Source organism: Microbulbifer mixtoriginis (SeqCode), assembly GCF_052466715.1.
The window spans coordinates 1,026,565-1,047,289 of sequence record NZ_CP174288.1 but is presented as its reverse complement, the minus strand read 5'-3'; the positions used below and the strand labels follow the sequence as shown (position 1 = coordinate 1,047,289).

The window sequence follows — 20,725 nt, the reverse complement described above, 5'->3', positions numbered from 1 at the left end:
TAAACAATCAAAACCCGGCAGTTTGATTACATCCATCTAATAGCGATGTAAAGAGTGCCCCTCATCATTTGCACTAGAAAATTTAAGAATTTGATTGACCAGAAATATAATCAGGCGGATGATTGAATTCTAATAAATAATAATTAACAGCATTATTTGTGAGATTGATAATGTCGAATCATCTCAGATCAATGGACTTGAATTTACTGCCTGTATTTGATGCCCTGATGGTCGAACGCAACCTGACTAGGGCTGCAGTAAAGCTACACATGAGCCAACCTGCTGTAAGTGCTGCCTTAAAGCGTTTGAGATCCACCTATAACGATGCACTTTTTATCCGCACCGCAAAAGGCCTACGCCCTACCGAGCGTGCGCTGGCACTACACCCTTCCATTCACACGGCTCTTGGGGCAGTGAGATCAAGCTTCCGGCAGCTCGACTTTGAACATCGCGAGGCAGAACGGGATTTTTCGATTGTTCTACCAGATGTGGTGGAAACCCTTATGATTCCAGGGCTCAGTGCCTGGCTACGAGAGTATGCACCAGGGATAAAGCTTACAATATTACCTGACGAATCAGAGATGACTTCCAGAATGGTAAGCAATGGTGAAGTCGACTTAATTATCGATTATTTACCATTAGAATCTCCCAATTACAGCAGTCTGATTATTGCCGAAGAAGAATTGGTGGTGATCGCAGGGGAGCATAATGAGAAGGTAGGAAAATCCATCTCTGAGGCGGATTTTCAATCAATACCACAAATATCATTGCTGAGAGGAAACCCCGTAGGCTCACCGATGGAGAGGCTGGCCAGACCGAATAAATTGCAGCGCAATATTTGCCTGCGCGTCCCTCACCTATCCTCCTTTCCTCATATAGTCGCCACCACCGATTTAATTGCCGTTGTACCCGCAAGGATGATGAAGTCCTCTCATTACCGAGCACTACCTGTTCGTACAATTGAGCTGCCTATGGATTTCCCCAAGGTCAGCCTGCAGCTGATTTGGCATAAGTCACAAACCAACAACCCCGCCCATCGCTGGTTAAGAGAAACCATTTTGCAGCTTTACCCAGAGCTGGGGATGTAGAGGCTTTTGGAGTGGGCTGTACCAGGATGAATCTAATTGAGGCATCAGGTTAGGCTTTTACTATGCCTGTTTTACCGTGACTAGCTGAGAAGACAACCTAGTCCCGCCAAACTTAATCCCTAAAAGCTTGAAGACAAAAAAGCCGGGAACCTCGCGGACCCGGCTTGTTTAAATTGGGGCAGCCCTTAGGCGATACCCTCCTCAATTTTTGCCTTCCAGATTAATGGTCCCGTGGTATGCACAGACTCACCTTGGCTATCGACTGCTACGGTTACTGGCATGTCCTCCACCTCAAACTCGTAGATGGCTTCCATACCCAGCTCCGGAAAGGCAATTACCTTGGAGGCTTTAATCGCCTGAGCCACCAAGTACGCAGCGCCACCCACAGCCATTAGGTACACCGCTTTATTGTCACGAATCGCTTCAATTGCCATTGGGCCACGCTCTGCCTTACCGATCATCCCTTGCAGGCCGGTCTCTTCGAGCATGGTGCGCGTAAATTTATCCATACGGGTGGCGGTAGTTGGGCCTGCGGGGCCAACTACTTCATCGCGCACAGGATCTACCGGCCCTACGTAATAGATAAAGCGGCCAGTCAGGTCCACTGGCAGCTTCTCCCCTTTCGCTAGGATATCCACCATTTTCTTGTGAGCGGCGTCGCGACCAGTAAGCATCTTGCCATTCAGCAGCAAGGTTTCACCGGGCTGCCAGCTCTGCACATCCTCTGCAGTAACGGTATCCAGGTTGACACGGCGAGTATTGCTGCCAGCTTCTCGAGTAATTTCCGGCCAGTCTTCCAGCTTCGGCGGAGTCTGGCGCGCGGGGCCAGAGCCATCAAGAGTGAAGTGGGTATGACGAGTGGCGGCGCAGTTGGGAATAATTGCTACGGCCTTATTTGCTGCGTGAGTGGGATAATCCTTCACTTTCACGTCCAAGACAGTGGTCAAGCCACCCAGGCCCTGGGCACCAATACCCAGCTTGTTGACGGAATCGTATAGTTCCAGGCGCAACTCTTCGGCACGGTTGGAGGCACCGCGCTCCTGCAACTCCTGGATATCGATAGGATCGAGCAGGGATTCTTTGGCCAGCAACATAGCTTTCTCAGCAGTACCGCCAATGCCAATACCCAGCATGCCCGGCGGACACCAGCCCGCCCCCATCTGAGGCACCATCTTCAGAACCCAATCCACTACAGAATCAGAGGGGTTGAGCATGGCAAATTTGGTTTTGGCTTCACTGCCACCACCTTTGGCTGCCACATACACTTCCACAGTTTCACCAGGAACGATTTCAAAGTGAATCACTGCCGGAGTGTTATCGCCGGTATTCTTACGGGCACCATCTGGGTCGGCAAGAATAGAGGCGCGCAAAACGTTGCTGGCATTTTGATAAGCGCGGCGCACACCTTCGTTGACCATGTCGGTAACGCTCATGTCCGCTTCCCAACGCACATTCATACCCACTTTCAACTTCACGGTGACAATGCCGGTATCCTGGCAGATAGGGCGGTGGCCTTCGGCACACATCCGTGAATTGATCAGGATCTGGGCCATGGCGTCTTTGGCCGCCGGGTTGACCTCTTTCTCATAAGCCTTGTTCAGGGCCTGAATGAAGTCCTGTGGGTGGTAGTAAGAGATAAATTGCAGCGCATCAGCAACGCTGTCGATCAGATCATCCTGGCGGATAGTGGTCATGCCCAACTCCGATTAACGTCTCAAGGCCGGCGATTCTACACGAAATGTAGGGTTATTGGCCTGTTATTAAAATGGCGATAAATTTTCCACAGGCAATAAAAAAGGCGAACCCAAGGTTCGCCTTTTCTAGCCCCTGAAAAACTACATTGAGGAGGCTGTAGGCTCACTGGACTGCAGAGAGCGAATCGCATCGCGCAGTTGTACCAGATCTTTGTTCACCGAGCGACGGTAGGCATCAATAGACTCCACTGCCTCTTCATTGGCTCCGACACGCATAGTCAGATCACTGCGCACAGAGGCCAACTGACGCTCCAGGCGTGAAATTTTGTCGGTCATCTCACGCTTGCTCTCGATACTGCCTTTACGCAATTCCGCCAGGGCAGATTCAACCGCAGCAATCTTTTTCACACTGGCATCGAGGCTACCGAGCTTGCTGTTGAGTGAAGCAACCTGTTTCTTGTTGGCTTCGTTTGCGGCCTTATTGGCTGCAATACTCTTGCGGTTGGTATCGTAAGCCACCCCCCAAAGCTTACGGATCTCGGAGGAGTTCTCCTTGGCCTTGGCGCTCAGCACCTCAACGGAAGCTGTAGACTCCTCATCAGAGAGACTAAAGCGCTTCTCCAGCTCAGCAATCCGGTTCTCGGCATCGGCTATGCGATTCTCCGCGTTGACCAGCTGGGTACGGCTTTCCTGCCACTGCTGGTAGAGGAAACCAGAAGCAGCAAGTCCCCCCATGGCTAAGACCAAGGCACAGAGGCCTAGGAAGGAGAAGCCACCGCGGCGCTCCTCAACGATCACTTGTGGTTCCTGGGCCTGCTCGCTGCGCTCAGGAGAGCTGGGCTCCAGTGCGGGTTCGATGGCGGCGCTGCCGTCCAGTGTGGGCTCTCTACGTTGCATGTATCAATACACCCGGTAACTAATCTGGTGGGTTCGGTACTGGTCAGTTCGGGATTGTCCCGCCCGGCACCGCTAAATTCATTACTTAGAGACAATCAAGCCGGGACAGATTCGTCGAATTATGCGGCAGTTATACCAAAAATTGACGAAAAAGTAATCGGCCATAAGTAAGAATAGACGACAGCAAAACATTGGTGTCATCAAACACCACCCCTTGAGTTCGAGGAAAACGTCCCAAAATCCCCTATTCTACTGCGCCGGCTTAATTCTGGCATACGGCGCGTGTAGAATGCTCTCACCAATAACCCTAAACAAAGGAAGGAAGACACCATGGCTTTCGAATTGCCCGAACTCCCCTACGCGATGAATGCCCTGGCCCCCCATATCTCTGAAGAGACTCTGGAGTACCACTACGGTAAACACCACAAGACTTACGTTGACAAGCTGAATGGTCTGCTGGAAGGCACTGCTGACGCCGATAAATCCCTGGAAGAAGTGATCAAATCCTCTTCCGGTGGTGTATTTAACAATGCCGCACAAGTATGGAACCACACTTTCTACTGGAACTGCCTGAGCCCCAACGGCGGCGGCGAAGCCACTGGCGCTGTTGCAGAAGCTATCACCGCAGCATTCGGCAGCTTTGACAAGTTCAAGGAAGAGTTCACCACCAGCGCGGTAAACAACTTTGGCTCTGGCTGGACCTGGCTGGTGAAAAAAGCCGATGGTTCAGTAGCTATCGTCAACACTTCCAACGCAGCCACTCCGCTGACTGATGAAGGCGTTACCCCACTGCTGACCTGCGACGTATGGGAACACGCTTACTACATCGATTACCGCAACCTGCGTCCTAAGTACATGGAAGCTTTCTGGGCGCTGGTGAACTGGGAATTTGTAAACCAGAATTTCGCCTAATCACGGAATTACCTAAAAAGCGGGCAGTGCCCGCTTTTTTTATGGGAGGAAATCACTCCCAACATGGCTTCAGAATACTGCCCCTAGTCAAAGACCCATCTAGTGCGCACAATACCCTCTGGAGTGCGCTGTTCTCGCCACGTTAAGCGCGGCCAGAATTGGCTCAAAAACCTAAAGAATGCCACCCAAGTGGCACAATATAGCAATGATTATCCGAACACTGGGAATATGCTTATGAAGTTGAAACCAACCCTGATCGCAGCTGCCATTAGCGCGCTGGTTATCAGTGGCTGTGACCGCGGCGCCCCCGAAGCTGCACAGCAGAATGCTGCCTCCGTCACCGCGGAAAGCAAGTCCATTCAAGACAGCACTGCCAAGGTGAGCCAAGAGGCCATCAAGCAGGTAAACCAGATGTTCGAGGACTTCTTCCAGGAGCATCTGTCTCGCAGTCCAGAGTTCAAAACCTTCCTGGGCAAAAAAGAAGATTACGATAAGTGGGATAATCTCTCCCCAGAATTCGCCAAAGAAACACTGGAAATCAACAAGCGCCAGCTCGCCGAGCTGAATAAGGTTGACCCCAATACTTTGGATGAAGCCACTCGCCTGAGCCTGCGTCTTGCCAAGCGCAATCTTGAGCAAGACATTGAAGGCTACAAGTGGCGTAACCACTACTACCCGGTCAACCAGATGTATGCCACCCATACCAGTGCGGCATCCCTGCTGATCAGCCAGCATCGTATCGATGCAGTGAGTGATGCCGAGGCTTACATCGCCCGACTGAACGGCATGCCCCAATACTTTGCCCAACTGGAAGAGAACCTGAAAGCCAACGCCAAGGCCGGTACTATTGTGCCGAAGTTTGTCTTCCCCTATGTGATCAGCGACTCACAAAACCTGATCAGCGGCGCACCTTTTGAAGGTGAGAAAGACAGTCCGCTTTTTGCTGACTTCAAAGGTAAAGTCGAAAAGCTGGAAATCAGCGCCGAACAGAAAAAAGCACTGATCGATAAAGCCAGCACCGCCCTGCAAGAGAGCGCTGGCCCGGCGTACAAAAAACTGATCAGCTACTTACAGGAACTGGAAAAGAAAGCCACTACCGATGACGGCGCCTGGAAACTGGCCAACGGTGATGACTTCTACAAGTTCCGCTTGGGTGTATACACCACCACCGATATGACAGCCGATGAGATCCACCAGACTGGCCTCAAGGAAGTTGCGCGGATTCACGATGAAATGCGCGAGATTATGCGCAAAGTGAAGTTTGAGGGTAACCTGCAAGAATTCTTCGAGTTCATGCGTACCGACAAGCAGTTCTACTACCCCACTTCTGAGGAAGGTAAAGCGGAATACCTGGAGAAGGCTACCGCCATTATCGACACTATGAAGGGCCGCCTGGACGAGCTGTTTATCACTAAGCCCAAAGCCGACCTGGATGTACGAGCTGTGGAACCTTTCCGCGAAAAATCCGCAGGTAAAGCTTTCTATCAGCGCCCGGCGCCCGATGGCTCGCGCCCAGGTATTTACTACGCCAACCTGTATAACATGGAAGATATGCCCACTTACCAAATGGAAGCACTGGCTTACCACGAGGGCATCCCCGGTCACCATATGCAGCTCTCTATCGCACAAGAGCTTCAGGATATCCCCAAATTCCGTAAGTACGGCGGTTACACCGCCTACACCGAAGGCTGGGGCCTCTATTCAGAGTTAGTACCGAAAGAGCTGGGCTTCTATGAAGACCCCTACTCAGACTTTGGCCGCCTGGCAATGGAGCTGTGGCGTGCAGGTCGCCTGGTAGTAGACACCGGACTTCATGCCAAAAAGTGGACTCGCGAACAGGCTATCGATTATCTGGTTGAAAATACACCAAACCCGAAAGGCGATGTGGTTAAAGCCATCGAGCGTTACATTGTGTTGCCTGGTCAGGCAACGGCTTACAAAATCGGTATGCTGAAAATTATTGAGCTGCGAGAGAAAGCCAAAGCCGAGCTGGGTGATCAATTTGATGTGCGCGGCTTCCACGACACCATTTTGGCTAACGGTGCGGTACCACTAAATGTTCTCGAAGAACTGGTAGACGGTTGGGTTGCAAGCATTAAATCTAAGAGCTAACTTCACCGGGTAAATAGCACACAATAAAAAAGGCCACTCTCAGAGTGGCCTTTTTTGCAACTATCTAAAGGAATTAAAAAATACTTTATCCTTTTTTAATTGTAATCCAGTCATCCACTTGGCGCTCCAAGATTGCCAATGGCAAAGCGCCGTTGGTCAGCACCACATTGTGAAACTGGCGAATATCAAACGTCTCGCCCAGCTCCGCCTGAGCCCGATCACGCAACTGCAGAATTTTTAACATTCCAGCCTTGTAAGCCAGTGCCTGCCCAGGCATTACCAGGTAACGCTCGATTTCTGTGGTCACTTCGGTTTCGGTCATGCCAGTTTTTTCCACCATATATTCGATGGCTTCTTCACGACTCCAGCGCTTGTAGTGCATACCGGTATCCACCACCAAACGCACTGCACGGAACATCTCGGCCTGCAAACGGCCAAGATCATCGTAGGGGTTTTCCTGAAAGCCCGCTTCCTTGGCAACCTGCTCAGAATAAAGTGCCCACCCCTCGGCGTAAGCCGTAAACAAGCCCAATTTGCGGAAAGTGGGCACACCTTTTAGCTCCTGAGCAATCGCCAACTGGAAGTGGTGGCCGGGAACCGCTTCGTGATAGGCCAGCGTGCGCATACCAAATTTCTTGGTTTCATGAACATCACGCAGGTTTGCATAGAAAACCCCCGGACGGGAGCCATCCATAGCCGGAGGGTTGTAGTAAGCCCCCGGTGCGCCCTGCTCTTTAAATTCCGGTACCCGTCGTACTTCAACCCCCATCGCCGGCTTCACATCGAAATAATCTCCTAGCCCAGCATTAATCTCATCGATCATCGCTTGGTAGTCGGCAACTATGCGCTCGCGCCCTGCATCCGAATCTTCGTATAAAAACTGGGGATCATTGTTAATCACAGAAAAGCGGGCGCTGATACTGCCGCTATCCTGCCCAATTGAAGAGAAAATACGATTCATCTCCCCCTCTATTCTTGCCACCTCTTCAATACCAACTCGGTGCAACTCCTCGGGGGACAAATTTGTTGTGGTGTGGCTACGAACCTGGTACGCGTAAAACGCCTCCCCATCAGGAAGCGCCCAAACACCATTATTTTCGAAAACCTTGGGCTGTAACTCACGATAGTAAGCAATCAGATTCTTATATGCAGGATATACTTCTGCATCAATCAAGGCCTCTCCCTGAGCAAGGATACGCACCCGCTCCCCATCGGCCAGACCTTCAACTTTATTTAGGCGTTCTTCAAGGGAGGTATAAAGAATATTCTCATGGGCCGGTACCGCTATAAAATCTTGCATCTCTTCCAGCACGCTGTCGATAACAAAGCGGGGAGGCAGGATGTTTTTTTGCTCACGGATTTTTAGACCATCAAGCACCTGTGAAAATTTGCGGTCAACCTCACTCAGGCGGGAAAGGTAATAATCCGCTTCTTTGACATTATGAATCTGGTGCACTTCCGCAAGAAACTCCGGCAGGCTGTTTTGCACTCCAAACATTTGGTTAAGCGGATAATTGTGGTGTTTCCAGCGCTCCCCCTCCACCATATTGCCAAGAAAGTAGGCAAATACATCGTAAGAGATCGCTTGCTGGCCATCCATACCTGCACGATCGTACTCCTTCAGAACGGCAAGCTCATCCTTAATCATCTGCATCTGACGCTGCTGTTCAGCCTCAGAAGCGTCATCAAGATGGGCATTGTGCCCATCGATTCCAAACTGCTCGAGCAATCGCAACTGGGAGAGAATTTCTGGACTGGTACTGCCGAGCTTGAAAAAGGCCCGCTCAAAGTACACATCTATTGACCAGGGTTTAAAATAGATCGCGTTGACCGCAACAACAGAAACCGCCGCAACCCCCAATAACAAAATACCGCCAAGCCATTTGGCCAACGTTTTAATCATTTTTTATTCTCCTAATATAGATATTGCGGTTCTAACTCCTCTCCGCCCCATGACGGCCCTACCCTGAGTGAGTCATGGCCAGCTAGGTCATAGAAAAAATTATACTGCCGACACACCGCACACCCATATTAAGCGCTATATCTTGATGGGAGAAACAAAATCACTGGGCTTTAACGCAAGCAGAGAGCAACTCACCTTTTGCAAAATATTCTCGGCAGTGTTTCCCATAATAAAACCGGGTATACCCGCACGGCCCACAGTACCCATGATGAGGAGATCCAGCTCCTCCTCATCGATCAGCAGTGGAATATAGCTATCTGGGTGAGCAATGACATGGTGAACTTGAATATCCCCGCCGATACCCGCAGCCCGAATAAGTACATCCAATTTTGAGCGGTGTTGAGATCGAGCCGCTTCTGTAGCCTGATCCAGCTCCTCTTCAGAGGCGCTGATAGGGAAGTGACGACGCAAGAACTCATCAACGTCATAGTCCCAGCAGGAAACAACGTGCAAAATACCGTTACAACTATCCGCCAATACCCGCGCCCAACGTAGTAAGCGGATAGCCAGATCGTAAGTACTCCCCTCATCACACTCGGGGTCAATCGCCACGGCCACCCTTATCTCAGTGTGCGCACGCTCTATGGGACGACACAGCCACACTGGGCAGGGGCACTTGCGTAATAACTCCATATCAATGGCTTTGAAGCCCTTGAGCTGGCTCAGCCCCTCCACATTTTTAATTACCAGATCGTAACCTTCGCTAAGTACGCGGCGAATAACTCTCTCTGCAGGGCGTGGACCACAGTCAGATTCGATCTCTATATTCACCTGCTCTTTCGACAGCTTCATACGCTCTCGAGCTGCGGCAATTCCTTCATTTACACGTTCCAGCATTGCCTTAACACAGAAGCTACTAAAGTCCTCAAACCCCGCCGGTACCGCTGGGCAAACCAGCAGCACCTTAATCTCCGCATGATTATTGCGGGCTATGGCAAAAGCCTGTAACAACCCACTGGACTCATCTTCAGCAGCATGGCTCACATAGAGGACTTTATGAATATTCGGCATAACAATTTCCTCAAACTGAGGGCATTGGAGGTAAAAGCAGACGGAGACCACCATGCAGCCCCTGCGGCCACCACCATTTAATATGGTCGATGAAAGCCAATTCACAGAAGAAGAATAGAAGTGCAGCTCTAGTCACCACCAGATTGAATACAAACCTGGGAACAAAAGAGGAAGCAAAGGGGGGGTTATAGAAGGGGCGGCGGCAGATGACCCAGAACTCTTTGACAGTCTCCTAGGTCAACTACTGAGTTAGGCTTAGGGGCAAATTGGATACCCTAGATATCCAGCACCTGCTTTACAAAGGGGATGGTAATTTTACGCTGTGCCATCAGGGAGGCCCTATCTAACTGCTCTAACAGCAGGAACAGTGCGCGAGTATCCCTTGGCGCTCGGTGCAAAATGTACTGTGCCACGTCTTCGGGCAGATCGAAGCCGCGCAGGCGGCTACGCCTGCGCAAGGCCGCCACTTTGTCGCGATCATTCATTGGCTGTAACTGGAATACCAGCGACCACTGCAGGCGCGACAACAAATCAGCCAAGGAGATATCCATCCCCCGCGGAGATTTTCGCGCCCCTAATAATAACTGCCTACCGCTGTCTCTGACCCGGTTGTATAAATGGAACATCGCCGTCTGCCACTCGGGCTGCCCCTCTAACAAGTGCAGATCATCAATACACACCAGATCCAACTGCTCGAGGCCGTCGAGCAGTACAACCGGGTCCATGGCCATCAATTCAGCCATAGGAATATATTGGAAACTGCGACCATTGGCCTCGGCACTCTGACAAGCAGATTGCAGCAAGTGGCTAACACCACTTCCTGCATCCCCCCAGATGTAAATCACCGCTTCGGGATTTTGCCCACTGGCAAATGACTGCAGCAGAGCTACAACTTGGCGGTTGGGGTCCGACTCCGACAGATAAAAGTTATCGAAGGTAGCATCGTCTCGCAGGGATACTCCCAGCGGCAACTGTTGCGGAATACTCATCTCAATCCCAACGATAGCGCAACGGATTATCAGCGCTGCCCAAAGGTGCACGGTGCCCATTCAACTCAATGGCATCCTCGTCCCCATGTGCTCGCAACTTATGATTTAACGCCAGGGTATCGCGCAAATTGCGTAGGCCTACGGTGGCACTCAATGCCAAGCGCATCCGATCTCCCTCCACAGAAAGGAGATTTGCACTGCTCACCTGCGCCAGTCCCTGTAAATAGGCCGAGGCCTCTGCGTAATCGGCAAAGCTATCCACGCCAGATAACTCCACAAAAATTGAGCCCTGTTGGGCATCCTCAATACCGGGGCGCACGGCATAGCGTTGGGCAAGCAAGTTAGCCATCTGATTAACACCGCGCAGTGCAACCTCTTCCAAAGAGCCACCATTGCTATCAAAGGCATAACTGCGACCACCGTGCAGTAATAACCAATCAGCCTGCCAGCGGCGTCCCGACGCCTGAAGCAAGCGCCCCATCAAAGTGGCATCCGGTCTGTAGCGTAAACCAGCGCGCTCTGCGGCCTGTTCACTCTGAGCCCAAAGGTCACCAAGAGGCATATTGTGCTGGTCATTGAGGTCCATCACCGGGAAATCCAATGGCACACCGCGCTCCACAGCCATAGCATCCAATACCGAAAAGAGCTCCGGGGCATCTTCTTCCCTGAGGATACTGCGCCCTTCCTTTAGGGTATCCACAGCCAGCCACACCAGAGTGCCGGGGCGATTATTGGGCCACATCGGCAAACCCAACTGATGGATTTGCCTGGAAATAGCTTGGGGATCGAAAGAGAGATGAAGGTAGAGCTGATTATCTTCGCTGGTGTAGCGGTAACCTTCTAGGAAATGCTGAGCTTTCTTCAGGATAGGCTGCAAATTTGGATTACTGCCAATTGCGGCGTCTCCGGTGACACGCACAAATATCCGCTCCAGCCCCCGGCTGCCAGCACTCGCGCGGTCAGTAGCCCCACGGCTCGGTACAGCCTCGACCACTTCATACAGGTCCGAGATAACTCGAGCCTGGACTGGCAGAATTAGGGCACCGAACAACAGGACCAAAAACTGCAACACCAATCCCTGCCGGAGCAGCTTGTGCATAGGATTCTTCTCCAAACCTCATTCCAACCCGTGAGCTTGCACGAAATCGTTGTTATTGCGCAAGACGCCAAAATCCACGGCTGGGATAAAAATTGGGGCTATTGTATCAGCGTCGGCGACTTCTCTCAGCCCCGAGTTCTCACTATTAGAGGGTTTCTAGCCGTTTAACTGAAGATAAATACCAGATTCCTTCATTGAGATGCCCACTGGGCGTGGCTACCGGACCAAGACCCGGCTAGAATACGCGCCCTTCGAAGACCCACTGCAGGAAGAATCATGAGCGATTCCAAGCCGCAATCCGCTGAAACATCCCTCTCTTATAAAGACGCCGGTGTCGATATCGACGCGGGTAACGCCCTGGTAGAGCGTATCAAGCATGTCGCCAAGCGCACTTCCCGCCCGGAAGTCATGGGAGGCCTGGGCGGTTTTGGCGCTCTCTGCCAACTCCCCAGCGGCTATAAAGAGCCAGTCTTGGTTTCCGGCACCGATGGCGTGGGTACCAAATTGCGCCTGGCGATGGACCTGGGCATCCACGACACCATTGGTATCGACCTGGTTGCTATGTGTGTCAATGACTTGGTGGTAGCAGGTGCCGAACCACTTTTCTTCCTCGACTACTATGCCACTGGCAAGCTGAATGTGGATATCGCCGCTGAGGTTGTCTCCGGTATTGGTATAGGCTGTGAGTTGGCAGGCTGTGCCCTGGTCGGTGGCGAAACCGCCGAAATGCCCGGCATGTATGAAGGCGACGACTACGATCTGGCCGGTTTCTGCACCGGGGTCGTGGAGAAATCCGAGATTATTGATGGCAAAAAAGTAAAGAGTGGTGATGTGCTCATTGGACTCGCTTCCAGCGGCCCCCACTCCAATGGCTACTCTTTAATCCGAAAGGTACTCGAAGTCAGTGGCGCCGATTTACAACAGGAATGCGGTAGCGAAACGCTGGCCAAGGCATTGATGGCCCCCACCCGCATCTATGTTAAGAATCTGCTGCAACTGATGAAGAGCGTCCAGGTAAATGCCCTCAGCCACATCACCGGCGGCGGCCTGCTGGAAAACCTGCCCCGCGTACTCCCAGAAGGCTGTCTTGCTCGTGTAGACGTCACTAGCTGGGAGATGCCCGAAGTGTTCCGCTGGCTCCAACAGGCAGGCAACATCGACGCCCGCGAAATGTACCGCACCTTCAACTGTGGTGTCGGTATGGTAATTTGCGTACCTGCGGAACAAGCCGACCAAGCACTGCAAACCCTGAAGCAAGCAGGTGAAGACGCCTTCGTCGTGGGCAAAATCGAAGATGCTGTGGCAGGCGCAGATGCCGTAGAGCTGGCGGGCCTGTAATGTCACAGGGAGTATGCAAAGTTGCCGTGCTGATTTCCGGTAGCGGCAGCAACTTGCAGGCGCTCCTGGATGCCTCGGCAAATGCCGGGGCAGACTTTTCCGTCTGCACAGTAATCAGCAATAAGCCCGAGGCCTTCGGCCTCAAGCGCGCCACCGAGGCCGGAGTCCCCACATCAGTGGTCGACCATCGCAACTTCTCCGGCAGAGAAAGCTTCGACCAGGCGCTAATCGCAGAAATCGACAGCCATCAGCCGGATTTGGTTGTCCTGGCCGGGTTTATGCGTATCCTCACTCCCGAGTTTGTTCGCCACTACAGCGGTCGCCTGCTCAATATTCACCCCTCTTTACTGCCAAAATATCAAGGGCTCCATACCCATCAGCGTGCTCTGGAAGCCGGTGATAGTGAGCACGGTGTTACCGTTCATTTTGTCACCGAAGAGCTCGATGGCGGACCACCCATCGTTCAAGCCGCCGTACCTATAAAGGAAGGGGACACTCCCGAATCTTTGGCAAAGCGGGTTCAGGTACAGGAACACGTCATTTACCCCATGGCTGTTACCTGGTTTGCCCAGGGGCGCCTAAAAATGCTGGCAGACCGCTCGCAACTGGACGGCGAGCTTCTACCTCTTAGTGGCGCCAGAATCGATAGTTAAGCAAAGCCAAGCTGGCGGGATCAGCATTGCAATGTACTTTGCGGGTCGCGCCAGCTAGTATTCAAAGAGGTTCAGATTTTGCGAGGCTCTGTCGTGCGCATTTTTATCTCCTCTCTGTTTTTTCTCCTTCTCTCCACTCAATCACTCGCCAGCCAATTGGAGCCCTTTAAGGCGACTTATACCGCAAGGTACAACGGCATTAGTGTTACAGCCACTCGTGAGCTTACTGGGCAAGAAGGGAGTTGGCGGCTGGACTTTAATACCTTTGCGCTTTTTGCCAGTATTAAAGAATATTCCCGCTTTATCAGCCAGGACGGCAATATTACCCCCTACCACTATGAGTATCGCCGCAAAGGACTCGGCCGCGATCGCGGTACAGTTCTCAGCTTCGAACCCGACAAAGGCATGGTGTTCAACGTCTCCAACCCAGAACGGGATATGGAAAACGTATCGCCAAACATCCTGGATAAATTGAGCTACCAAATGCAGCTAACACTGGATGTCGCCGCAGGCAAAGAAAATCTCCAATATGAGGTCGCCGATGGTAAGAAGATTCGCAAGTACACTTTCGCCAAAGAGGGCACCGAAGTAGTAAAAACACCAATGGGAAAAGTAGAAGCAATAAAGGTACGCCGGGTTAGAGATGCGGACTCAGAAAGAGAGACGACCGTCTGGATTGCGCCTCAATGGAACTACGCCCTAGTGAAGCTGGTACAACGTGAGGAGAATGGCAAAAAGTACCAAATTACTTTGAAAAAGCTATCTATCAATGGCAAAAGTGTCGGTGCTGGCCAATAAATTACCATTTTTTTACAGAGGCAAAAAAAATGTTCACATTTGATGGATTTTTGCCTCCTTTCTCTTTATAAAGTGACTCCTTTCCCTTGCTCAGGCAATTCCTTGTTGCCTAACCTGTTTAAAAGCGAGGGATTTGCTACGAAAACGGAAGGCATCTATATAAATCTAATGGCCTTCCCTCCATATCCCAGCATTTCCAATGCTACTTATGGTTTTCAGTAATCAGCAGACTTAGAGATGGGCTCTCATGAATAAGAAATACCTGCGACATGCAGTTTTAGCCGCAGCAATCGGCTCCGTTTCCCAAGGCGCTATGGCCGCGGGCTTCTACCTACAGGAAACCAGCGCATCCGGCCTTGGCCGTGCCTTCGCTGCCGAAAACACTATCGGTGATAATGCCTCCATCCTAGCCCGTAACCCGGCTGGTTCTGCACTATTTGATACTTATACTTTGACTGGCGGCCTCACCTACGTCGACCCCGAAATCGACGTGGCCGGAACAGTTACTAACTACGCTTTTGTCCCTGAACTTGGCAGATATGTTGCCGTTAGCTCTTCTGTGGCTGACGCTAGTGACTATGCCACCAGCGCCTTTATCCCCAATGGGTATCTGGCAGCACCAATCAATGACGATTGGTCCTGGGGCTTAGCTATGTACACAGATTTCGGTCTTGAGACTGATTTCCCCGACAGCTTCCCCGGCACCATCATCGCCAACAAAACCAACTTGTTGACCCTTAATATCCAGCCCTCTGTTGCTTACGATATTAATGACACCTTTAGTATCGGCGCATCTATTAACTTCCTCTACGCCGAAGCAGAATTATTAACCACCTTCCCCACAGATTACGATGTTGTTCCTGCTCTGGCCGATGCAACTATCTTGGATGTTAAAGGGGATGGCTGGGATGTAAGCTGGACAGTCGGCGCCCTGTGGCGCATTAGTGACAACACCCGCGCAGGTATTTCTTACCACGCAAAGTACGACCCCAAGCTAAAGGGTGATGTTAATTCGGATGTTACCCCCGCAGAAGATCCCTTTGATGATGCCAGCGGCAGCCTGACCCTGAACCTACCCGACACCCTGGAGCTGGGTCTATACCATCGTTACGATAACAACTGGGCTATCGCTGTTGGCTATATGTACACTAACTGGGATCGCTTCGAGCGCCTAGCCGCATTTGTTCCAGCGGGCGGCGCCGAGTGGGACCCCAAAGTACTTAAAGAGGAAAACTTTAAGAGCGGCTCCCGCTTCAGCCTTGCGGCCGAATACTTCTTTAATGACAATGTAACCGTACGCTTTGGTTACGCCCATGACGAAGGTGCAGCTCGTGACGGCTTCAATCGCCACGAAGAGGAAGTTATTAGAGAAGAGACAGGCTTCGATTTACCAATTACTTGGCGCACACTGTCTATCCCCGATACCGACCGTCAATGGCTGACCCTGGGCGGCACCTACACTCACAATGATCGCCTGAGTGTTGATGCTGGCTTCGCTTTCATCTGGGGTGATGATGAGCGAATCCAGGAAGTTTCAGAGCCTGGAGCTGTTTTCGCATACTACGATGGCGGCACCACCAAGACTGAGGCCTGGCTATTCAGTGCAGGTATAAACTACAGCTTCTAAGTAATTTCGCCCTCTCGGCAAATAAAAGGCTCTACCCCGGTAGGGCCTTTTTTAATTCTCCTATCGACCTCTCACCCCACCACCTCTAGACCCACCAACACCTCACCCCATCAGCACCAATACCACTTAATAGCAATATTAAGAATTAGTGGTTAGATATCTATCGAAAGTAATTTGTTATATAGCCACCTCAACAATTTAGAAAAACAACACAACATCGAAAATCGATTCATTATTGAAAACATACAAACTAATAACGCTCACTTAAAAAAACAAAATGACTTTATCGCGAACACCAGCCTTCTAGATAATTTTTGTAACATGCCACAGTAAGCGACAACAGTGACTCCAAAAAAGAAAGGTAACCCTCTCACTAATAAGTCTGAAAAGGGGTAGCAAAAAAACTAGCAGACAAGCCCAAAACCTCAAACTTAAAAAGTCAAACCAAAAGAGCAAAACATGAAGTTAACCGCAGTATTTTTCCTACTTATAGTAAGCCTTGATGTTGCAGCATTAACCATAGGAGAGGCGATAAATATAGCAGGGCGTCAACGAATGCTATCTCAAAGAATTACGCAAGCATTTATCCTAAACGGTATACAACCCGAAGCACAACGCCACCAGAAAGTATTGAAACGATCAGTGCAGGAATTCGAGCGTAACAATCAGAAACTCAATACGTTCCCAGCTGCAGAAAAAATCAAAGATCAGCTAAAAAAAGTACAGAGCGAATGGCAACCCTTTAAGCAACTCAGTCTGCAACCGGTAACCAGGGAAGGAGCAACCGAGTTATTCCTGCGCAGTAATAAGCTATTAACAGAAACGCACAGCTACGTGGTTAAATTACAGCAACTCGCCAATCACAACTCTGCCGAACTAATCAATATTGCCGGTCGGCAGCGAATGCTTTCTCAAAGAATTTGCAAGAATTATGCTGCTAAACTTTGGGACATCTTACCAGCTGAAGCGGAGCAAGGGCTACAACAAGATCTTACAGAGTACTCCAGTCGCCTAACCCGCCTTTTGGAGAGCACACTCAACACCCCTGAAATCAGCAGCAACCTTCTCAAAGCCAAGGATCATCTCAGTTATGCCAGCCGAGGCTTTGAAGGGGAAATGAAACTATCTGAACAGCGTCAGATTCAAGTAATTACTGGCACTACAGACTTGATGCTGCGCGATATGGATGTCGTTACCAAGCAATATGCCAACTTGCTGGACTCAAGAGAATAGCCATGAAAACAGATGTTGAATTTAGGCCCAGTATGGAGGAGCTTCTGGAAAAGCTGGCAACGCCAAAATTCCGAGGCCTAAATCAACAAGCTAATGACGAAACCATAAAACGTATGAAGCAGTCCGTGCCGATATTAATAGGGATTGGCAAAGCTGGGGATCACATACCCGGCATGCGCAAGAATCTGATTTTACACGCCGGCCCACCAATCACATGGAACCAGGCCTCTGGCCCTTTAAAGGGGGCAATTATTGCCGGCCTCCTATTTGAAGGGCTCGCAAAAAACAAAGAAGCCGCCATAGAGATGATGAAAAAAGGGGAGGTGGATTTAGAGCCTTGCCATGATCACAATGCCGTTGGACCAATGGCCGGCATTATTACCTCTTCGATGTCAGTGTATATTGTTGAGGACCAACTCTCTGGCTATAGAACTTACTCCAACCTCAGTGATGATAGAGGTGATTTTCGTGGAAGCTCCATTCGCTTTGGCGTTTACGAAAAAAGCGCTATCGATTACCTCCACTGGGTTGAGAACAATGTGGCCCCAGTTCTCAATCAAGCCATTGCCGATGTCGATGTCGATGGGATTGACTTCCTGCCAATCATCGGCAGAAGCCTACTTATGGGCGATGACTGCCATGTAATGACCAATGCTGCCACTTTAATATTTTCCAGAATTCTCCTCCCTGGTGTTATCAAGGCCAGCCCTAAAAAAGAGTGGATAGAGAAAATTGCCTCACAGATTTACCAAGATGAATCATTTTCCCTGAATGCCATTATGGCCACCTGTAAAGCAATTGCAGATGCGGGTAATGGCATACCACATAGCAGTATTATCACAACCATGGCGCGTAATGGTACCGAGTTCGGCATCAAGATATCAGGACTCGGTGAAAAATGGTTTACCGGCTTGGCCGGTGTTGGACGCGGTTTTTTGATGCCCGGAATTACACCTGCGGATGTCAACCGCGATATGGGTGACAGCGCAATAACCGAAACCGTAGGGCTTGGTGGTACTGTGAAATCACTATCCGGTTCAAACCTGGACACGATCGACAACACTCTCAAGATGTATAGCATTGCACACTCAGAGAGTGATTCATTCTTAACTCCAGGTATTGATGATCGGGGGCCACCGCTTGGATTCGACCTATTAAAGATCGTCAAGACCAATACAACCCCAACAATCAACTCCGGCCTGGCACACAAAAATATGAATCGCTATATGGCCGGCACTGGATCACTTCACCCTCCAATGGAGGCTTTTATTAAAGCCGCTGTAGACTTTTCTGAAGTTGAAGTCCCCTTAACTCAAATGCAGCCCTGACATTTTTTAAGCACAAAAAAAGGGGAGTAACACTCCCCTTTTTTGGCCACTTCTCGCAAAGTTAGCAAATTACCAGCCGCACTGACGACCCTTGTTCTGCTCTTCCAAGTATGCCATCAAAGGCTGGAAGTAATCGATAATTGCAGAAGCATCCAGATCGCGCTGGCCAGTCAAAGCTTCCATCGCATCCGGCCAAGGCTTACTGGCACCCATAGCCAACATGGTACGCAATTTCTTGCCCGCTTCATCATTTTGATAAATAGAGCAGCGATGCAGTGGCCCGGTCTCGCCAGCAGCTTCACACAATGCACGGTGGAACTGGAACTGCTGAATGCGAGCAAGGAAATAGCGGGCATAAGGAGTGTTGCCGGGAATATGGTACTTGGCACCCGGATCGAAGTCCGCTTCTGTGCGCTCTACCGGGGCCTGGATACCCTGATATTCCTCACGCAGCTTCCACCAAGCCTTATTGTAATCAGCCGGCTGAACCTCACCATTGAAAACCTGCCAGCGCCACTTATCTACCAGCAAACCAAAAGGCAGGAAAGCAATTTTATCCAGCGCCTGCTGCATCAGATAACCGATATCTTTACTCTCATCCGGCACCTCATCCATCAGGCCAATTTCCTTCAGGTACTTAGGTGTGATAGACAGGGCAATGGTATCGCCGACAGCTTCGTGGAAACCATCGTTGGCCCCCTCTTTATAGAGGAAGGGCTGCTCCTTATAAATGCGCTGATAGAAGTTGTGCCCCAGTTCATGATGGATAGTAACCAGATCTTCTCCGGTCTTGTTAATACACATCTTGATGCGGATATCATCCTGGCCGTCCATATTCCAGGCGCTGGCGTGACAGACAACATCGCGATCACGGGGCTGCGTGAACTGAGAACGCTCCCAGAAAGTTTTGGGCAATGGTTTGAAGCCGAGAGAAGTAAAGAACTTCTCACCCGCCTTGACCATATCCTGCTCACTCATCCCCGAGTCAACAACGAGCTGAGTCAGGTCATAGGGTGCCTGCATGTCATCGTCTTTGACCAGGTCATAGACATTGCCCCACTCCTGAGCCCACATATTACCAAGCAGATGTGCGGGGATTTTACCCTGAGCAGGTACTACCTCATCACCGTAGTGATCATTTAGCTTGGCGCGTACATGGCAATGCAATGCCTCATACAAAGGCTTCACTTTGCCCCACTGAGCATCCATATCGGCAGCGAAGGCATCTGGCTCCATATCGTACTTGGAGCGCCAGAAAACACTCAGGTTATCGTAACCCAGCTCCTCAGTGCCGGCATTGCCGATCTCCACTTGACGCTCATACAGAGGCTTCATTGGAGGGGAAACTTTACGCCAGCCCACCCACAAATCCTTAAGCAGCTCTGGGTCGCGGTTGCTAGCCATAACCTGACCCATCTCGGTCAGGGTGTAACACTTTTCAGCCCCTTCCTCTTCCCGACAGTACTTACCGGCACCATACATACCCTGCATTTTCGAGCCGATCTGGGCCAGCTCAGCGGTCAAAGCGGGATCTTTCGGCGCCGGGAACACCAAACCCTGCTTCAGCATGGTCAATTGGCGACGGGTATCTGGATCGAGCTCCAAGTCATTAAACTTTGCCGCTTCCGAAGCGAGCTCCACAGCCATCGTTGTATAGCGCTCGGAAGCGAGGGCTTCTACATACTGCGAATCAAGATTGATATAAGTGGATGCCAACCAAGCGGCGTGGCTCATTTCCTGAGCCATTTTCTCCAGGCGGGCCTGGGCATCATTGAGGAATGCCTTGGCATCCTCAGCAGTCAGCGGGCCATTTTTGGCCGCTGGGCTTTCTGCGGTAGCCTGAGCCACCCCCATGGATTTTGGTGACTGCTGATTGCTGTCACAGGCAGACAGCGCTACTGCAGCGGCAATGGCAAGAGCAACTTTCTTCATCTTCCCCTCAAATAATCGTTATTGGGTCTAGCTATAACTGTCGCCGTTTAT

16 protein-coding genes are annotated in these 20,725 nt (G+C 50.8%); 9 read left to right on the top strand and 7 right to left on the bottom strand.

Annotated features, from left to right (window positions below; translation table 11 throughout):
• Positions 1-170 precede the first annotated feature (170 nt).
• The gene (locus tag ACJJH9_RS04675; protein WP_252085036.1) at positions 171-1,088 is read left to right on the top strand and encodes a LysR substrate-binding domain-containing protein; all 918 of its coding nucleotides are present in this window, start codon (positions 171-173) and stop codon (positions 1,086-1,088) included.
• Positions 1,089-1,273: 185 nt separating this feature from the next.
• Here the strand turns inward: ACJJH9_RS04675 and ACJJH9_RS04670 are convergent, their stop codons facing one another.
• Positions 1,274-2,782, bottom strand: a complete 1,509-nt coding sequence (locus ACJJH9_RS04670) for a fumarate hydratase (protein ID WP_444924473.1) — start codon at positions 2,780-2,782, stop codon at positions 1,274-1,276.
• Positions 2,783-2,923: 141 nt separating this feature from the next.
• Positions 2,924-3,679, bottom strand: a complete 756-nt coding sequence (locus ACJJH9_RS04665; protein ID WP_444888349.1) for a Clp protease/crotonase-like domain-containing protein — start codon at positions 3,677-3,679, stop codon at positions 2,924-2,926.
• A gap of 330 nt (positions 3,680-4,009) precedes the next feature.
• Between ACJJH9_RS04665 and sodB the strand changes: the two genes are divergently transcribed.
• Both sodB and ACJJH9_RS04655 read left to right on the top strand, forming a co-directional pair.
• Positions 4,010-4,591 carry a superoxide dismutase [Fe] gene (gene sodB / locus ACJJH9_RS04660; protein WP_252085033.1) on the top strand — a complete coding sequence of 194 codons (582 nt, stop codon included), beginning with the start codon at positions 4,010-4,012 and terminating at the stop codon, positions 4,589-4,591.
• Between the two features lie 234 nt (positions 4,592-4,825).
• Entirely contained in the window at positions 4,826-6,703 is a 1,878-nt protein-coding gene (locus tag ACJJH9_RS04655) for a DUF885 domain-containing protein (protein WP_444924472.1), read from the top strand.
• Positions 6,704-6,788: 85 nt separating this feature from the next.
• On the opposite strand, the gene ACJJH9_RS04650 is transcribed toward ACJJH9_RS04655, so the two are convergent.
• The 4 genes from ACJJH9_RS04650 to ACJJH9_RS04635 form a co-directional block, all read right to left on the bottom strand.
• Positions 6,789-8,606: a DUF885 domain-containing protein gene (locus tag ACJJH9_RS04650; protein ID WP_444924471.1), complete on the bottom strand. Its 1,818-nt coding sequence runs from the start codon at positions 8,604-8,606 to the stop codon at positions 6,789-6,791.
• 135 nt (positions 8,607-8,741) lie between these two features.
• Positions 8,742-9,677 carry a universal stress protein gene (locus ACJJH9_RS04645; RefSeq protein WP_444885710.1) on the bottom strand — a complete coding sequence of 312 codons (936 nt, stop codon included), beginning with the start codon at positions 9,675-9,677 and terminating at the stop codon, positions 8,742-8,744.
• 275 nt (positions 9,678-9,952) lie between these two features.
• Entirely contained in the window at positions 9,953-10,666 is a 714-nt protein-coding gene (gene hda / locus ACJJH9_RS04640; protein WP_252085029.1) for a DnaA regulatory inactivator Hda, read from the bottom strand.
• 1 nt (position 10,667) lies between these two features.
• Positions 10,668-11,765, bottom strand: a complete 1,098-nt coding sequence (locus tag ACJJH9_RS04635) for a DUF2066 domain-containing protein (protein WP_444898800.1) — start codon at positions 11,763-11,765, stop codon at positions 10,668-10,670.
• Positions 11,766-12,041: 276 nt separating this feature from the next.
• Between ACJJH9_RS04635 and purM the strand changes: the two genes are divergently transcribed.
• The 6 genes from purM (at position 12,042) to ACJJH9_RS04605 (ending at position 18,742) form a co-directional block, all read left to right on the top strand.
• Complete coding sequence (purM, locus tag ACJJH9_RS04630) at positions 12,042-13,103, top strand: phosphoribosylformylglycinamidine cyclo-ligase (protein WP_444924470.1); 1,062 nt, start codon at positions 12,042-12,044, stop codon at positions 13,101-13,103.
• Positions 13,103-13,756, top strand: coding sequence for a phosphoribosylglycinamide formyltransferase (purN, locus tag ACJJH9_RS04625; protein WP_444885713.1), 654 nt, complete (start codon positions 13,103-13,105; stop codon positions 13,754-13,756). Before purM ends, purN begins: the two co-directional genes overlap by 1 nt.
• Positions 13,757-13,849: 93 nt before the next feature.
• Entirely contained in the window at positions 13,850-14,554 is a 705-nt protein-coding gene (locus ACJJH9_RS04620) for a DUF3108 domain-containing protein (RefSeq protein ID WP_444904135.1), read from the top strand.
• A 247-nt stretch (positions 14,555-14,801) separates the two neighbouring features.
• Positions 14,802-16,181 carry an OmpP1/FadL family transporter gene (locus tag ACJJH9_RS04615; protein ID WP_444924469.1) on the top strand — a complete coding sequence of 460 codons (1,380 nt, stop codon included), beginning with the start codon at positions 14,802-14,804 and terminating at the stop codon, positions 16,179-16,181.
• A 459-nt stretch (positions 16,182-16,640) separates the two neighbouring features.
• Entirely contained in the window at positions 16,641-17,414 is a 774-nt protein-coding gene (locus ACJJH9_RS04610; protein WP_444924468.1) for a type IV pili methyl-accepting chemotaxis transducer N-terminal domain-containing protein, read from the top strand.
• Positions 17,415-17,416: 2 nt separating this feature from the next.
• Positions 17,417-18,742 carry a YlbE family protein gene (locus ACJJH9_RS04605; protein WP_444924467.1) on the top strand — a complete coding sequence of 442 codons (1,326 nt, stop codon included), beginning with the start codon at positions 17,417-17,419 and terminating at the stop codon, positions 18,740-18,742.
• Positions 18,743-18,811: 69 nt separating this feature from the next.
• Here the strand turns inward: ACJJH9_RS04605 and ACJJH9_RS04600 are convergent, their stop codons facing one another.
• Positions 18,812-20,674: a M2 family metallopeptidase gene (locus ACJJH9_RS04600; protein ID WP_444885718.1), complete on the bottom strand. Its 1,863-nt coding sequence runs from the start codon at positions 20,672-20,674 to the stop codon at positions 18,812-18,814.
• Positions 20,675-20,725 lie beyond the last annotated feature (51 nt).

Excerpts from the sequence above, each read along its gene's own strand:
- purM (WP_444924470.1), top strand. The coding sequence starts at position 12,042 with ATGAGCGATTCCAAGCCGCAATCCGCTGAAACATCCCTCTCTTATAAA.
- sodB (WP_252085033.1), top strand. The coding sequence starts at position 4,010 with ATGGCTTTCGAATTGCCCGAACTCCCCTACGCGATGAATGCCCTGGCC.
- ACJJH9_RS04675 (WP_252085036.1), top strand. The coding sequence starts at position 171 with ATGTCGAATCATCTCAGATCAATGGACTTGAATTTACTGCCTGTATTT.
- ACJJH9_RS04650 (WP_444924471.1), bottom strand. The coding sequence starts at position 8,606 with ATGATTAAAACGTTGGCCAAATGGCTTGGCGGTATTTTGTTATTGGGG.
- ACJJH9_RS04665 (WP_444888349.1), bottom strand. The coding sequence starts at position 3,679 with ATGCAACGTAGAGAGCCCACACTGGACGGCAGCGCCGCCATCGAACCC.
- ACJJH9_RS04605 (WP_444924467.1), top strand. The coding sequence starts at position 17,417 with ATGAAAACAGATGTTGAATTTAGGCCCAGTATGGAGGAGCTTCTGGAA.
- ACJJH9_RS04645 (WP_444885710.1), bottom strand. The coding sequence starts at position 9,677 with ATGCCGAATATTCATAAAGTCCTCTATGTGAGCCATGCTGCTGAAGAT.
- ACJJH9_RS04615 (WP_444924469.1), top strand. The coding sequence starts at position 14,802 with ATGAATAAGAAATACCTGCGACATGCAGTTTTAGCCGCAGCAATCGGC.
- ACJJH9_RS04655 (WP_444924472.1), top strand. The coding sequence starts at position 4,826 with ATGAAGTTGAAACCAACCCTGATCGCAGCTGCCATTAGCGCGCTGGTT.
- hda (WP_252085029.1), bottom strand. The coding sequence starts at position 10,666 with ATGAGTATTCCGCAACAGTTGCCGCTGGGAGTATCCCTGCGAGACGAT.
- ACJJH9_RS04600 (WP_444885718.1), bottom strand. The coding sequence starts at position 20,674 with ATGAAGAAAGTTGCTCTTGCCATTGCCGCTGCAGTAGCGCTGTCTGCC.
- ACJJH9_RS04610 (WP_444924468.1), top strand. The coding sequence starts at position 16,641 with ATGAAGTTAACCGCAGTATTTTTCCTACTTATAGTAAGCCTTGATGTT.
- purN (WP_444885713.1), top strand. The coding sequence starts at position 13,103 with ATGTCACAGGGAGTATGCAAAGTTGCCGTGCTGATTTCCGGTAGCGGC.
- ACJJH9_RS04670 (WP_444924473.1), bottom strand. The coding sequence starts at position 2,782 with ATGACCACTATCCGCCAGGATGATCTGATCGACAGCGTTGCTGATGCG.
- ACJJH9_RS04635 (WP_444898800.1), bottom strand. The coding sequence starts at position 11,765 with ATGCACAAGCTGCTCCGGCAGGGATTGGTGTTGCAGTTTTTGGTCCTG.